General features: G+C 44.1%; 18 protein-coding genes. 7 read left to right on the forward strand and 11 right to left on the reverse strand.

Annotated features, from left to right (window positions below; genetic code table 11):
- The first annotated feature begins 79 nt into the window (after positions 1-79).
- Together LQ226_RS12885 and LQ226_RS21005 are read left to right on the forward strand one after the other, a co-directional pair.
- Positions 80-1,609 carry a BCCT family transporter gene (locus LQ226_RS12885; RefSeq protein ID WP_231418364.1) on the forward strand — a complete coding sequence of 510 codons (1,530 nt, stop codon included), beginning with the start codon at positions 80-82 and terminating at the stop codon, positions 1,607-1,609.
- 10 nt (positions 1,610-1,619) lie between these two features.
- Complete coding sequence (locus LQ226_RS21005) at positions 1,620-1,745, forward strand: hypothetical protein (RefSeq protein ID WP_255688582.1); 126 nt, start codon at positions 1,620-1,622, stop codon at positions 1,743-1,745.
- A gap of 397 nt (positions 1,746-2,142) precedes the next feature.
- Here the strand turns inward: LQ226_RS21005 and LQ226_RS12890 are convergent, their stop codons facing one another.
- The 3 genes from LQ226_RS12890 to LQ226_RS12900 all read right to left on the reverse strand — a co-directional run bounded on the left by LQ226_RS12890 (position 2,143) and on the right by LQ226_RS12900 (position 5,866).
- A complete protein-coding gene (locus tag LQ226_RS12890) occupies positions 2,143-4,263 on the reverse strand; it encodes a TRAP transporter permease (RefSeq protein WP_231418365.1) in 2,121 nt (706 codons plus the stop codon).
- A complete protein-coding gene (locus LQ226_RS12895; protein ID WP_231418367.1) occupies positions 4,256-4,786 on the reverse strand; it encodes a DUF1850 domain-containing protein in 531 nt (176 codons plus the stop codon). The genes LQ226_RS12890 and LQ226_RS12895 overlap by 8 nt, the downstream gene beginning before the upstream one ends.
- Before the next feature lie 75 nt (positions 4,787-4,861).
- Complete coding sequence (locus LQ226_RS12900) at positions 4,862-5,866, reverse strand: TAXI family TRAP transporter solute-binding subunit (protein ID WP_231418369.1); 1,005 nt, start codon at positions 5,864-5,866, stop codon at positions 4,862-4,864.
- A 340-nt stretch (positions 5,867-6,206) separates the two neighbouring features.
- Here LQ226_RS12900 and LQ226_RS12905 point away from each other — a divergent pair, with 340 nt between their 5' ends.
- The 3 genes from LQ226_RS12905 to LQ226_RS12915 all read left to right on the forward strand — a co-directional run bounded on the left by LQ226_RS12905 (position 6,207) and on the right by LQ226_RS12915 (position 7,994).
- Positions 6,207-6,941 (forward strand): alpha/beta hydrolase, encoded by a 735-nt coding sequence (locus LQ226_RS12905; RefSeq protein WP_231418371.1) that lies wholly within the window; start codon positions 6,207-6,209, stop codon positions 6,939-6,941.
- A 110-nt stretch (positions 6,942-7,051) separates the two neighbouring features.
- Positions 7,052-7,564, forward strand: a complete 513-nt coding sequence (locus LQ226_RS12910) for a YjcG family protein (protein WP_231418373.1) — start codon at positions 7,052-7,054, stop codon at positions 7,562-7,564.
- Between the two features lie 7 nt (positions 7,565-7,571).
- Positions 7,572-7,994, forward strand: a complete 423-nt coding sequence (locus LQ226_RS12915) for a GNAT family N-acetyltransferase (protein WP_231418374.1) — start codon at positions 7,572-7,574, stop codon at positions 7,992-7,994.
- Between the two features lie 57 nt (positions 7,995-8,051).
- On the opposite strand, the gene LQ226_RS12920 is transcribed toward LQ226_RS12915, so the two are convergent.
- Positions 8,052-8,348 (reverse strand): hypothetical protein, encoded by a 297-nt coding sequence (locus LQ226_RS12920; RefSeq protein ID WP_231418375.1) that lies wholly within the window; start codon positions 8,346-8,348, stop codon positions 8,052-8,054.
- A 50-nt stretch (positions 8,349-8,398) separates the two neighbouring features.
- Here LQ226_RS12920 and LQ226_RS12925 point away from each other — a divergent pair, with 50 nt between their 5' ends.
- Positions 8,399-9,073, forward strand: coding sequence for a YetF domain-containing protein (locus LQ226_RS12925; protein ID WP_231418376.1), 675 nt, complete (start codon positions 8,399-8,401; stop codon positions 9,071-9,073).
- Here LQ226_RS12925 and LQ226_RS12930 read toward each other — a convergent pair.
- From LQ226_RS12930 to LQ226_RS12950, 5 genes are all read right to left on the reverse strand, one after another.
- Positions 9,070-9,975, reverse strand: a complete 906-nt coding sequence (locus LQ226_RS12930) for an MBL fold metallo-hydrolase (protein WP_231418377.1) — start codon at positions 9,973-9,975, stop codon at positions 9,070-9,072. The genes LQ226_RS12925 and LQ226_RS12930 overlap by 4 nt on opposite strands.
- Positions 9,976-9,998: 23 nt before the next feature.
- Positions 9,999-10,298 (reverse strand): hypothetical protein, encoded by a 300-nt coding sequence (locus tag LQ226_RS12935; RefSeq protein ID WP_231418378.1) that lies wholly within the window; start codon positions 10,296-10,298, stop codon positions 9,999-10,001.
- A gap of 398 nt (positions 10,299-10,696) precedes the next feature.
- Complete coding sequence (locus LQ226_RS12940; protein ID WP_231418379.1) at positions 10,697-10,930, reverse strand: hypothetical protein; 234 nt, start codon at positions 10,928-10,930, stop codon at positions 10,697-10,699.
- 191 nt (positions 10,931-11,121) lie between these two features.
- The gene (locus LQ226_RS12945) at positions 11,122-11,460 is read right to left on the reverse strand and encodes a DUF1360 domain-containing protein (protein ID WP_231418380.1); all 339 of its coding nucleotides are present in this window, start codon (positions 11,458-11,460) and stop codon (positions 11,122-11,124) included.
- Between the two features lie 102 nt (positions 11,461-11,562).
- The gene (locus LQ226_RS12950) at positions 11,563-11,817 is read right to left on the reverse strand and encodes a hypothetical protein (RefSeq protein WP_231418381.1); all 255 of its coding nucleotides are present in this window, start codon (positions 11,815-11,817) and stop codon (positions 11,563-11,565) included.
- A 216-nt stretch (positions 11,818-12,033) separates the two neighbouring features.
- Here LQ226_RS12950 and LQ226_RS12955 point away from each other — a divergent pair, with 216 nt between their 5' ends.
- On the forward strand, positions 12,034-12,492 hold the full coding sequence (locus LQ226_RS12955) for a CotY/CotZ family spore coat protein (protein WP_231418382.1): 459 nt from the start codon (positions 12,034-12,036) through the stop codon (positions 12,490-12,492).
- Positions 12,493-12,672: 180 nt separating this feature from the next.
- Here the strand turns inward: LQ226_RS12955 and LQ226_RS12960 are convergent, their stop codons facing one another.
- Together LQ226_RS12960 and fabI are read right to left on the reverse strand one after the other, a co-directional pair.
- Positions 12,673-13,458 (reverse strand): CotO family spore coat protein, encoded by a 786-nt coding sequence (locus LQ226_RS12960; RefSeq protein WP_231418383.1) that lies wholly within the window; start codon positions 13,456-13,458, stop codon positions 12,673-12,675.
- Positions 13,459-14,246: 788 nt separating this feature from the next.
- Complete coding sequence (gene fabI, locus LQ226_RS12965; RefSeq protein ID WP_231418384.1) at positions 14,247-15,026, reverse strand: enoyl-ACP reductase FabI; 780 nt, start codon at positions 15,024-15,026, stop codon at positions 14,247-14,249.
- Positions 15,027-15,144: the final 118 nt, after the last annotated feature.

A 15,144-nucleotide genomic window follows, 5' to 3' on the forward strand; every position in this document is an offset into this window, starting at 1 on the left:
ATTTTGCATTTTATGGGATTAGTTATAGGAGCCCTAATCGAGAGTACATACCACTTTTAATGAAAAGGAGACGATGTGTATGAAAGAAAAACAACCTTTAAAAAACCCTATATTTATTATTTCAGCCCTCACAATTTCCATCCTTGTCATCATTGGGGCGATCATTCCAGACAAATTTGGCAGCGTGGCAGAGAGCTTGTTTCTGTTTACCACGACCAAATTCGGATGGTTTTATCTCTTGTCTGTCTTTCTGTTTGTTCTCTTCCTGGTTGGCTTAGCGATCAGTAAATACGGAAAGATCCGACTCGGACCCCAAGATTCAAGACCCGAATACCCCTTTTTCACGTGGATTGGGATGCTTTTCTCAGCAGGATTCGGGGCCGGCTTAGTCTTTTGGGGTGTAGCCGAACCCATGAGCCACTTCTTCACCCCACCATTTGAAGATTTAAATGCCCAAACAGAAGAAACCGCCCGTATTGCCATGGGGTACTCTTTCTTCCACTGGGGCATCAGTCAATGGTCGGTCTTTACCATAATTGGGTTACTGATTGCCTTTTTGCAATTTAGAAAAGATAATGACGGCTTAATCTCAACAGCCGTGGAACCTGTACTCGGAAGTCGTAAAGGGACTAAAACAACCATCGATTCTCTCGCAGTCATTGCAACGGTTATGGGAATCGCTACTTCTCTTGGGCTCGGAATTTTGCAAATGAACGGTGGTCTTAAATCCGTTTTCAACATCCCAAACAGCACCACCGTTCAACTAGCCATCACCGGAGTATTGGTTATCATTTACTTAACCTCTTCGAGTACCGGCTTAAATAAAGGAATTAAGTGGCTTAGTAATCTGAACCTAGGATTATGCTTAGGGCTCTTACTATTTGTCTTTATCGCTGGTCCTACCGTTTTCATATTAAATACATTTACACTCGGTATCGGGGATTACATTAACAATTTCGTTAAGTACAGTTTTCGCCTGACCCCGTACCAAGGAGGAACGTGGGTAAGGGACTGGACGATCTTTTACTGGGCCTGGGTTATTGCTTGGTCTCCATTTGTAGGGGCGTTTGTCGCCCGAGTATCACGAGGACGTACGATACGTGAGTTTATCTTTGGCGTTATGGTTGTCCCACCGCTTATTGCTTGCCTGTGGATTGCCGCATTCGGCGGAACCGCTTTACACCTAGACTTAATGGAGGGGACAAAAATTGCAGAAGCTGTCGATCAAGATGTAACGGTTGCGCTATTTGAAACATACCAACATCTGCCGTTCACAAACATCTTGTCGATTCTATCGATTTTGTTAATCTTTACATTTTTAGTTACATCTGCAGACTCAGCTACCTATATTCTAGGCAGCATGACGACAAACGGAAGCTTGAAACCGCCCCTTCTCGTTAAGATTGTATGGGGACTTCTGATGGCCGCAATCTCAGCCGTACTGCTAGTTGCCGGAGGATTAAACGCTTTGCAGACGGCTTCCTTGATATCCGCTCTTCCGTTTACCGTGATTATCTTTATCTTCGTGTATGCGTTTCTGAAGATGATCCGGAAAGAAACACTCCCGCAGAACAAGAAGAGTCAGCAAGACCAGACGAAGAGTATGTAGGGTTTTGGGGGTGAGGCGTTCTGACGCTTGTCTTGCTGGTTCTGACGCTCGGGGCGGGCGTTCTGACGCTTTCCTGGCTGGTTCTGATGCTCTGCGCTGGCGTTCTGCCGCTTTTCCGACTGGTTCTGACGCTTAGGACCAGTGTTCTGACGCTTTCCTGGCTGGTTCTGATGCTCTGGTGGGGCGTTCTGACGCTTTTCCGACTGGTTCTGACGCTCAGGTCGAGTGTTCTGACGCTTTCCCAGCTGGTCCCGACGCTCTGGTGGGGCGTTCTGACGCTTTTCCGACTGGTTCTGACGGTCAGGTCGAGTGTTCTGACGCTTTCCCAGCTGGTCCCGACGCTAGGAGCAAGCGTTCTGACACTTTCCCGACTGGTTCTGACGCTCGAGGCGGGCGTCCTGATGCTTTCCACGCTGGTCCCGACACTTTCGCCCTGCCACCCGCTTGCTCGCATCACTTTTCACTCATACCAAAACACTAAAAAAGGGAGAGATCAGTATTCTGATCTCTCCCTTTATACATCTATTATTCTATTACGCACGACTTTTTTGTGTCACCGGCTGGCCTACTAACTCTCGTTTAAACAAGAATTGAGCAGCTAAGATTCCGCCGAACAAAACAAGTCCGATCGTATCTGAATAGACGCCTGGATAAATAAGAGACAAACCGCCTGCGACAGCAAGAACTCTCTCAACCCAGTATACTTTACGGTACCAGTATCCAATCATACCTGCACCGATTGCGATCATACCTGCTAGCGCGGTAAACAGGATCCAGATCAGACCCCAGAATGTCGCATCGATCATTAATAACTCAGGCTGTAAGACGAACATATACGGAATGATAAAGGCTGCAATGGCAAGTTTGGCTGCATTGAGTCCAGTCCGTATCGGTTCTCCTCCAGAAACCCCGGATGCCGCGAATGCTGCAAGGGCAACAGGAGGTGTTATGTCTGCGATAATACCAAAGTAGAACACAAACAAGTGAGCCGGAAGTTCCATTACCCCTAGTGCTATAATGGCAGGTGCTGCGATTGTAGAGGTAATTACGTAGTTCGCCGTTGTCGGTGAACCCATACCAAGAATGATCGCTGCTACCATTGTGAAGAATAAGGTTAATAGAATCTGTTCATTTGCAAGCGCTACTAAGCTGTTTGCTAATTTAAGGCCAAGACCTGTCTTCGTTACAACCCCTACAATCATACCTGCAGCTGCTGTAGCCGCAACAACGCCAAGGGCTGTACGCGCACCCTGAACCAGGGCATCAATTGTGTCAGCAAAGTTTCCATCGAAGAAGTAACTCACGACAATGGTCGTAAGCGTTCCTGCAATCAGGCCACCAACGAACCAGCCGTCTGCAAGACCACCATTTACAACGGCTTTATAAATGATATAGGCTACTCCTCCAACACCAAACGCGACCGGGTAGATTTTACGGAATTTCTCTTCCCGTAAAAGTCCGACCAGAATCGTTGTGAAGATGCCATAAAGAGCTGATAGGATAATGCTTAAGCCAGAAGCTAAGAAGAATACAATCGCTACAATTGGAAGTAGAAGATATAGTTTCTTCAGAACTTCTTTTTTATCTGGAATTTCATCATCATCCAGACCACGAAGGCCAATTCGTTTGGCTTCGAAATGGGTCATAATCCAAATTCCTGTGAAATAAAGAATCGCTGGAATCGCTGCTGCTTTTGCAATCGACCAGTAATCAATTCCGATAAACTCAATCATTAGGAAGGCAGCTGCACCCATGATTGGAGGCATAAGCTGTCCACCTGTAGAAGCAGCTGCTTCAACGGCGCCTGAGAACTCTTTGCGGTACCCGAGACGCTTCATCATTGGAATCGTGAATGAACCGGATGTTACAACGTTCGCTACAGAACTTCCGCTAATCGTACCTTGAAGGGCACTCGAGAAGATCGCTACCTTCGCAGGACCTCCTGTACGCTTACCTGCTAAAGCGACTGCAAGGTCATTGAAGTATTGACCTACGCCTGTCTTCACAAGGAAGGAACCGAATAATAGGAATAAGAAGATGAAAGTGGATGATACCGCAAGCGGCGTTCCAAAAATACCTTCTGTTGTAAAGAACATCGTTTGAACAATTGTATCCACGTCCAAACCGCGGTGAATAAGGAAATCAGGCATCTGACGTCCCCAATACGCGTAAGCAAGGAACAAGCCTGCGATAACCGTAATCGGTATTCCAACAGCGCGTCTTGTCGCTTCTAGGACAAGCAAAATCGCAAGGATTCCGACATAGAAATCCACCTGCGTCATTTCCCCAGCGCGAGCAACGATTTGATCATAGTTCAGCGGCCAATAAGCACCGATTCCTACACTTAATAAAGCTAAAACATAATCATACCAGCCGAGCTTTCCTCGTTCTAAGTTCTTCTTCCTTGCAGGGAATAACAGGAAAATCAGCATTAACGCAAATCCTAAGTGGATGGAACGGTGCATTTGAGCTGGTATTTGATAGATGACAGTAAAATAGATTTGATAGAGAGAAAAAGCTAATAAGCTGAAAAATACGATTTTTCCTACAATTCCTGATAAATCACGGACGCTTGATTCTACATCGTATTTCTTTACAAGTGCGTCCTGGTCTTCTTGCGAGAGTGTATGATCTTGGTTGTTTTTATCACTCACTCATCTTCACTCCTTTCCACATCTGCCACATACTAACGTCTCGAGCTTCAATCTTAATACTCGTCCCAGCCCCTACATATTCCTTTAACAAATAGGACTCGCCATCATACACAATTCTGTGCTTCGATCGTACTTGACCAACAGATAAATTAATGAAAGGCAAGGGTTTCGTACTCGGCCCTTTTGTGATGATATATTTCTCGTCTTTCATCTCGAATGTATCGTCACCGTAGGCGTTTGAAGGCATACCGATAGCAGTATCTTCATAAATAAGCTTTTTTGGTTTAATTGAATTGTCTTTTTGAACCTCAAATTCTTCAATAACCTCTGAGAGGTGAACCGAATGAATGTAATTGATTTGAAAGTGACGCTGATGATGTATCGGAAGATAAGCTAACTCCTCTCCCGATCTTATATGTTGGAAGGTGATAACCGTGCGGTTTGGATAAAAGATAAGAACGGCAAGAGCCGTAACCGCGATGAGGGAAATGGCAACTACGAGTTGGGTTCGTCGATTTTTCATGTTGATCCCTTCTTTTCATGAAGAAAGATAGACCGAACAATCCGGTCTATCTTTTCTCCATAGTGACTTAGTTGATTACTTGCTAACACCTTTTTCATCAAAGTACTTCTGAGCACCTGGATGAACGTCGATTCCAACACCATCTAGAGCACTATCTGCAGTGATAAACTCACCTTTAGCATGAGAGATTGCGTCTGTATTTTCGAATAATGCTTTTGTTAAGTCATAAACAAGATCTTCGCTTAGATCTTTAGAAGCAACAAGCATCGCCTGAACCGCTACAGTTGTAACAGGCTCATCTACTTTGCTGTATGTTTCTGCTTTGATTTCGTCTTTAGCATAATAAGGATATTCCTTAATTAGCTCATCAATCTTATCGTCTGCAATTGGTACAATCTTAACGTCTGTCGTTGCTGCTAAGCTTTCTACCGCACCAGTAGGTGTTCCGGAAGTGATGAATGCAGCATCAATGGATCCATCCTGGATTCCACTAGTAGACTCACCAAATGCAAGGTCACGTTTCTTGATATCGTCTAGAGTAATGCCATGAATATCAAGAATGTTTTCAGCGTTTGCTGCTGTACCAGAACCTAGGGCTCCAATAGAAACGGTTTTCCCTTTCAGATCTTCAATAGATTCAATTCCAGAATCTTTAGTTGTTACAATCTGAATCGTTTCTGGATAAAGCGTTCCAATCGCTTGAACATTATCAACTTGATTGTCTTCAAACATTAACTTACCTTCAGCCGCATAGGCCGCAATATCTGTTTGGACAAATGCAAGTTCTGCTTCCCCTTTAGATAGGGATTTCATGTTCTCTACAGAAGCACCAGCAGATTGAGCTGAAACTTCTACGCCATCAACGTTCTCATTCATAACCTGAGCGAACGTACCACCTAGTGGGTAGTATGTACCCGTTGTCCCACCAGTTAATAGAGAGATAAACTTCTTACCGTCATCTCCACCATCGCTACCTTCGTCTCCAGAATTGTTGTCAGCACTTCCGCCACCGCAAGCTGCGAGCATCATAGAAAGCGCTAACATAAGGATGAAGGCTAAATAACTTCTTTTCTTTGTCATTTTTATTTACCCCCTAAAAATGATTCTATTTTGCTAAGTGTATTTTAGCAGGATTCAAATGAAAAGACAATGATTAATTTTTTGACAATAATTTTAGAATTCATTCGGAACCTTAACGTTGTAAGTGAACTTTCCTTACATCATTATAGCATTTATTTTTCTTATTTCGAAGTCGTGTCATCTCACCTGAACAAAATAGTCCTTAAGACTCACGCCCCTCCTCTTATCCACTTTTTTCTTACAATTGTGATACACTAACTTTATAGCGCGTTTATCCTTCATTCTATAAGGGTACCGAAGAGGATAGTTTCCTCTTTCCATGAATATAGGAGGTGTAAAATTGGGCAGAAAAGGAACCATGACCGACCACACCATAGATAGCCACTATCTAGACGAGACATTAACGTTAAAGATCTTTAAACCAGAAACGTTCTCTCCATTATATAAATACCACATTTGCATCATGCAAGATGGAGATGATTACATGCAGCTTGGGCGAATCGCCACCCTCAGCGATCGCTTCCATAGTGATCAAACGATTGAGAATACTATTTTCGTTGGGATTCATTACAACGATAAGTATGATCGTCGCGAAAAGTATCACCCAGAAGGTAAGAAATTCACAGCTTATATGAAGTTTCTAGCGAATGAAGTCGTTCCCTTGCTAGATGAAGAACTTCCTACATATCATATGGGTGGAAGTCGCGCACTTATGGGGGACTCCCTTGGCGGCACGATGGCACTTATGACGGCACTTAAATATCCGAATACATTCGGTAAAGTGATTATGCAGTCTCCTTATGTAGATGAAACAGTACTAGAGGAAGCAAAAACCAGCAGCGCCCTCTCATCCATGGTTATTTATCACACCATCGGAAATGAGGAGACTGAGGTTTCCACTACAGACGGCAAGATTCAGGATTTCTTAACCCCGAACCGCAAGCTTCAGGAGATCTTAGAAGAAAAATGCCAGCAGTACACCTACCACGAGTTAGACGGGGAACATACGTGGAAATATTGGCAAAAAGATTTAAAACGAGCACTTCCTGCCATGTTTGGAAGCGAAAATCCTTAACTCATTAAAGCTGAATTTCAGAAAATTTGATATAATGGTTTACACGAGTATTCTAATCAAGATGACACCATTCATCTTCTTTAAGAAATTATAAAATAGGAGGTTCAATCATGAAGTACGGTATTGCTTTATTTCCATCAAAGCAGATTCAAGACATTGCGAACTCTTACAGAAAACGATACGACCCACATTACGCTTTAATTCCACCACATGTAACATTAAAGGAAGCCTTTGAAGCAGACGAAGACAGAATTGAAGAAGTCGTACAAGAACTTTCTACTGTAGCGAAAGACACCCAGCCATTCACCCTTATGATCAACAAGCTAAGTACTTTCTCCCCAGTAACGAACACGATTTACATGAAAGTAGAGCCGGCAGAGGGATTAATGGAACTACATCAAAAGCTTCATCGTAGTGACATTCCAAATGGTCAAACATTCTCTTTTGTCCCCCATATTACGATCGCTCAGAAGCTTTCAGATGATGAGCACTCAGATGTATATGGGAGCTTACGGATGATTAGTCATGAATTTGAAGAGACCATTGATCGCTTCCAACTCTTATACCAGCTTGAGAATGGATCATGGACCGTTTATGAAACGTTCCGCCTTGGGAAAGGGTAATCGCTACATGAATATTGAACACGTTACAACTAAACAGCAATTAGAAGACGCTTATTCCGTGCGAAAAAAGGTTTTCGTCGAAGAACAGAACGTATCCATAGAAGAAGAGATGGACGAATTTGATGAGGTTGCCACTCACTTTGCAGGCTATGCGGAGGGGGCTCCTGTTTCTGCTAGCCGCTTACGCTTTGTCGAGGAGTACGCCAAACTCGAGCGCATCTGTATATTGAAAACCTTTCGCGGCGAAGGGTACGGCAAACAAATGATCCTTCACATGGAAGAGTACGCGAAAGAAAAAGGCTACAAAAAGAGTAAGCTGAACGCCCAAATCCAAGCCCTCGGATTCTATGAATCTCTTGGATACAAAGTCGTTTCGGAAGAATTTATGGATGCCGGGATTCCCCACGTCACAATGATTAAAGAACTATAACATGTACACAAAAAGCTCGGAAGCACTAGCTCCCGAGCTTTTATTATGCCTTGATCCTCATAACATAGGCCCCACCATTTGATAAGCTACGACGCCAATGACTAAGAGTGCCGTTATGGTAAGCAGGAACTTCCCCACTTTCACAAGCAATCCAATGAAGAAAGAGACAACAAACCCGCCAATCGCAATCGTTAGCAACATATCTTCATCCATCACTCTATTGCCCGTCCACGCATAAAGACCGAGCGCCCCCAAACTAATGATGAAAAGAATTTTCGATAACAATAGGAACACCCCATTTTCTACATCTTTCGACCTTATGGTACCCTTAACAGACTTTCTTGTATACCCCACTCTCCTTTTGGCAATGCTTATGAAAGGAATCAAGAAAGGATGAGGGGAGATTGGTTTACAGTTCCATATTAGTCGAGACCATCGTTGGATTTTTATGCTTATTCGTCCTAACTAAGGTACTAGGAAAATCCCAAATCACCCAGATTACAGCGTTTGACTTTATAGCCGCGCTTGTCCTTGGAGAACTTGTCGGAAATGCTCTTTACGATCAAGAGGTCGGCGTTTTTCAAGTTCTGTTTGCTGTTCTTTGCTGGGGGATTTTAATCTATGTAACAGAATGGATCACAGAGAAGTACAAAGGGTCACGCGCTTTACTCGAAGGGCGACCTACTATCATTATATATGAAGGAAAAATTCAAAAAGAACTCTTAAAAAAAGGTAAGCTTGATATCAATCAACTGCAGCATTTGCTACGAGCGAAAGATGTTTTCTCGATTCAAGAGGTAGAATATGCCATCCTTGAAACAGACGGCACCGTATCCGTCCTAAAGAAGTCACTCGATCAATCACCGAACCGACGTGACTTGAACTTAAAACCTGAACGGGTCTATTTACCACGCACCCTTGTAAGTGATGGGGAGATTTTGTGGGATAATCTTAAGGAAGCAGACCTTACAGAAGAGTGGCTCAATCACCAGCTCAAGCAGCAGAACATTCACTCCCCTAAAGAGCTAATGTATGCTGAATATAAAGAAGGAGAAGCCTTGTATGTCGTGCCATACTAAGCTTCTCCTTCTTTTATATAAAACACCCAACGGTAGTCATGAATCTTATATCCAACTTGTTCTTGTTTCAACAATGCGATTATGTACGCTGTAACAGCTGTCCGAAATAACAACCATTGGGATAGTTGATCGACCTTGATCTGATACATCGTACACATATGCGCCACCACATCTTCATGGGAGACAAGTTCCTCCTCTTCAATGTAAGCGCGGAGCATATGGATCAGTTCATGATAATAAGCGATGTTGGCATCCACCGTGTCATGAAAGTCCTCTTCATATTCTCCATGCCCTGGCAACGCTCCTTTCACTTGAATCCCTTTAAGCTTGTACAACGATTGAATAGCAAGATGCGCATCCGTTAAGAAAGGGATTTTATGCTTATGCAGCTGCTCCTCACTAAAGTAAGCATCTCCAGCGTATAAGCAATCCTGAATTTTTAGGCCAAGCTGATAGTAGCTGTGTCCAGGCAACAAATACGTGGTGAAATTAAATCCATCCCGTTCATACGCCCCTTCTTGCAACACTTCATCCACAAAAATGGAATTGCCCTCTAAAAATTTATTGCGGAGCTCTGGCAACGGATCGTTCCCTCCAAATAAGTACAAAGGTTCAATAGAAGGATTCCGTAAAATCGCCTCTTCGTAGTAAGGGGCAAACGTATACACTGTCCGGTCCTGCTGCAAATACGACCCACCACCATAATGGTCTGAATGAGCGTGGGTAATAAAGAGGTGGGTGACCGGCAACCCTTCCCCGTCTAGCTTCTTTAACACTTTCTTCATCGTCTGGGAGTCGATCCCTGCATCAACGATCATGCCCGACTCCTCTTGATGAATATATCCAATATTGACTGGTCCGCTAAAGTAATAGCAGTTTGAATTGATTTGAATCAGCTTCATGCTCTCGACTCCTTCGGCATTTTCTAAATACTTTCGTTAAAATGCCGCCCAATTCCTGTCACCTCAGAGTAAATTTTATGCTGCGCTCTCCCAGCATGAACAGATTGAGGTGCATACAAATCCGTCTTCTGCTGTTCTTTTACTTGTTCACTATAATATTGATAATCTTTTCGATCTTCTTCTCTTGGTTCAGGATTATCCAACTGTTGTTCTAAATCTAGCTTAAATGGTCGCTCAATTGGAAATGGATCACGCTTCGTGCGTTCAACTCTCTCACGATAATCGCTATATTGGTAGTGCGGTATTGGCAAAATGTATCCCATATACAATCACTCCTTTTTAGATCCTTACCTTACATTACCCGCTTTCCTGGATGAATATGCCTGTTGTTCTTCTAGGAGTATGCAGAATTGGGCTGAGTTTCCGTTTGCTGTGCTTGAGAATAAGGTGAGCCATATTAGGAGAAACGGAAACGCGAGATTTATGATTGTTAGGTTCTCGGAAGCGGTTGTGCACGGTCCGTTCACCACTTAATGCCAGGGCAGGCTTGGGGACTGCGAGACTCCCGCGGGGTAAGGAGCCTAGGGGAGACCCCACAGAGAGCGATAGCGAACGAGGAGGCTTCCCAGCTCCCCGCAGGAAAGCGAGTAGTCCCCAAGCCTGCCCTAACACTCTTCCGGTAACGGACCTTCCACATAAAAAAAGGCTCCTATGCAGGAACCTAACCTTCCATCTTTTTCTCTAAGTCCTTCATGGCTTTTTCGATCTGGCCGATGCCTTCCTGGAATGACTTATGCCATTCATCATGAGACTTATGGAAAGACTGAAACTCCTGATCAAATTTCGCTTTCTTCTTCTCAGGAAATTGAAACCACGACTCCTTTAAATCCATATGTTTATGAAGATCGTGGAACGGTTTCATCCAAGTTGGTTCAAAGATTCGAATTCGAGGCATTTATTTAGACTTCTTCTTTCCGCAACCGCAGCCTTTCTTTTTCTTTGGCGATGCTGGTTTTGGTCTAATTGAGGCATTCTGTGAAGCTGTTTTTTTAATTTTCAACTTCTCCACCACCCTTTCCACATAAACTATGCCCTCGTCTTATCGTATGAAAGAAGAGGCCTATCCGTATGGGTAGGTACCTCTGCCTAATCAAAAAATTTAAATAAAATAGCAGCGCCTCCGCTAATCGCAAATACAATCCATAACGGAATAAGAACTGGCAGGTACAGAAACGTTCCATAAACGAGCGCTGACACCCATACTCCTGTACACCAATGGCAACTCAATAATTCTCCAATAAATTTCTGCAACCCTCTCCCTTTTGCTTCGATGAAAATTTCTGTTTCACCCTCTCCATTCACCTGTTCGATTTCTTTGTGAAAGGGTCTCCTCAACCATTCTGTAATCGTGTCATAGACAAGTAGTCTCGTAATCCGAAAGCTAGCTAAGACTAGAATTATAAGTTCGATCCAGGTTAGTCCCACTCGTATCACATCCTTTAATGGAGTATATGATGATGGACTTGTCCAATTGAATCCAAAATAAAACCTCCATTGTCTTTCTAAAGACAATGGAGGTTTCCTTCATTAGATCCAGGAGAATGGAGGGCGACGATCTTCGCCTTCTTCTTCCTCATGAACCTCTTCTACTTCCTCCTCAACTTCTACATGCTCTTCTTCCGTTACATCTTCCACTTGCGCACGGCGAGGGCCGAAGAACGGGTCAAAGTTTCCTCCTTCATGGCGATCGCGACGATGAGGACGTTGTGGCTCGATGACCACGTTTTCTGCTTTAATGATCACTTCATCTACATGGATGACTTTTTTTCGTTTCTCTGACACAGTAGGTCCACTCCTTCATAAATCTTTACTCGCTAGTATCCTATGTAAGAAGAATGGGGTGTGTTTGGGCTCTTGCCCTCTTTCCTAAGAAAAGCGCCCTGGATTTTTTCATCAAGCCTTTCAGAAAAATACGGGCTTCTGCCCACACACATGGAGGCTCCCGACATATTCTATTAAAGACAATAAGTCAAAACGTCCAGAAAGGGGAAATGACACATGGGTTGTGGAAACAGAGTTGAGTCAGCTTCTGAAGGTTGTGTATGTGACATCCTGAAGGAAATCGTTGACGCACAAAACGATGTAACAGATGATTGCAATTCCAGCTGTGAAGAGTCAATTAACGAATTAATGGGGGACCGTGGTACAAATAAAGATACGGTACCTGTCATCCTTTACTGCAAAGATTGCAAACCATTCAAAGGCTTCGGCGCTCGCCGTAACGAAATCGATAAGATTCGCGAAAGCTTCATCTTCCGCGTAAAAGAGGTAGACGAAGATTGCGAATGTGCACTTCTTGAACTACTTGTTACTCCTCAGTCTTCTGAAGAGTGCCACATCAAATCACCAAGCGATCAGGACACAAGTAACCTTCGCGCAACTGGCATCTGCATCACAGTAGACCTTAACTGCTTCTGCCATATCACTTGCCTACCAGCAATCAACGCAAGAGCTTAGTAAATAAAAGCATAAGCCTCTAATCAGCAACATACAGAATCCTGCAAGTTGACAGGGCTGTAGCTACATGTCTACCAGAAAAGTCAGGTTCCCATAAAGGAGCCTGGCTTTTTGTATACATAAGGTGAAATGCGGAAATCTATATCCCCTATAAAAAAAAGAGCTGCAGGAACAGCAGCTCTAAAACCCTCTCAACACAATATCCTGAATCTGATCAAACGACACTTCTACCTTAAATGGGCGTTGAAGAATCTTCATGTAGACAATTCCATCTTCATATTCCTCAATCCATCCTTTGTATCGCTCCTCTTCTGTAATAACTTCACATTTCATTCTCGGAACCTGAGAAGGCAAGTTCACAAAATAGTCTACTTTATCCTCTAAGCTCATGTCTTTAAATCGACTACGCCGATTTCGGTTTGTAAAAGAAACACGACGTTTTTCTGCCCGCTCCTCAATCTCTTCATTCTCAGCAGTCGACAATTCAGGCTCACGCTCTTCGGTTTCCTGTAACGATCTTGGTTGCTCTTCTTCTCCAGGCTCTTCTAGCTGAGCTGGTGGCTCTTCATCTTTCTTAGGTTCCTGAAGATCAATTTCCTCTTCTGTTTCATCCGACACCTGGTGATCCCCCGCTACTTCAAAAGGGTCACGGCGACCTAAGAAAGGGTCATATCCAGCTGGTCTCGAACGGTCTGGCTCATTAAGTCCTAACGAATAACGCCGACGCCTCTGTTGGCCACGTTTCACCTTATCTTCCGTCACATTTTCCTGTGTACTTGAAGCCTCCACTGTTTCAGAAGCTGCCTTTGGCTCTGTTTCCACCTCAGGTTTATCTTCCTTTTTCTTCGTGAGCGGCTTCCGTTCCGTGCGGTACACAGACTGCATATTCGGCGCAGCCTGGTCAAACTCAGGCTGTGTAATATACAACATCGGCTGCTTTACACGATCCTTTTTCTTCTTCGCCATATATACACACTCCCCCTATATGATCATCAGTTTACACTATAGCCTATGCAAAAAGCGTGGGAGATGTGCCTAGTTTTTCAGACTCATTTTTGGAGCACTCTTTTTATGGATTGTAATTCGGGATAAGACACCCCTATTAAACAACATTCCATCTTCGCTTTGAACATTCCGTACTGGCTTTCGACAGTGCGGGCGGACCTTTCGTCATACCGGTAGACCTTTTCGTCAGTGCGCGCTGGCTTTCGTCATTGCGCCCGTTCTTTCTTCACTGCGCATCGGCTTTCTTCACTGCGCTCTGGCTTTCTTCACTGTGCCCGTTCTTTCTTCACTCCGCTCTGGCTTTCGTCACTCCGCCCGTTCTTTCTTCAATGCGCATCGGCTTTCGTCACTCCGCCCGTTCTTTCTTCAATTCGCATCGGCTTTCGTCACTCCGCCCACCTCTTTCTTCACTCCGCCTGGCTCTTTCGTCATTCCCAGCCGGCTTTCTTCACTCCGCCCGTTCTTTCGTCACTCCGCCCGGCTCTTTCGTCATTCCCAGCTGACTTTCTTCACTGCGCCCGTTCTTTCTTCACTCCACACCGGCTTTCGTCACTCCGCCCACCTCTTTCTTCACTCCGTCGGGCTCTTTCGTCATTCCCAGCCGGCTTTCTTCACTCCGCCCCAGCTTTCTTCACTACGCCCAGCTCTCTCAACATACCAACCACCTCTTTCGTCATTCCCCTCCCCTTTTAAACAAAACAAAAATGCCCAAGGCTAGGGCCTTGAGCTTTTCTTACATGAATAAAGACTTATCGTCCAATAATGTGGAAACCAGAGTCTACGTGGATCATCTCACCTGTTACACCGCGGGAGAAGTCGCTTAGTAGGAAGTACGCTGTGTCGCCAACTTCTTCTTGAGTCGTTGGACGACGTAGTGGTGCACGTTCTTCGATATCTTTTAGAATCGAGTTAAAGTCACCCACACCTTTAGCAGACAATGTGCGGATCGGTCCAGCTGAAATCGCGTTTACGCGGATACCGTGTTTACCAAGGCTTTCAGCCAGGTATTTCACACTTGCGTCAAGGCTTGCTTTGGCAACACCCATCACATTGTAGTTTGGTACAACGCGCTCACCGCCAAGGTAAGTTAGGGTTACAATTCCGCCTCCCTCTGACATTAGAGGTTGTACAGCGCGAGATACGGCTGTTAAGGAATAAGAACTGATATTGTGAGCAGTTAAGAAACCGTCACGACTTGTATTTAAGAAGTCGCCTTTTAGCTCTTCTTTGTTTGCAAAAGCGATGCAGTGAGCTAATCCGTGGATCACGCCTACATCGTTTTGGATTTGTTGGAATGTTTCCATGATATTTTCATCATCTGTTACGTCACACTGATAGAAAAGAGATTCTTCTCCACCCTCTAGCGTGGCAGCCAGGTCACGTACTGATTTCTCAAAACGCTCTGCAGCGTATGTGAAAATCAAACGCGCTCCTGCTTTGTGTAGGGATTGAGCAATACCCCAGGCAATGCTTCGCTTGTTGGCAACTCCCATCACAACATATGTACGACCTTGTAATGACATATTCATTCTTTCGTCCTCCTCGGAGAAAATGTGTCTATAGTTATTACTTGTTATTAGTACCTGCTACTATTTTAAACAAAATCACATAAAAACACAATTCCTTTCTAGTATCCCCATCCTTTGA

The organism is Pontibacillus sp. HN14 (genome assembly GCF_021129245.1).
GTDB lineage: Bacteria > Bacillota > Bacilli > Bacillales > BH030062 > Pontibacillus.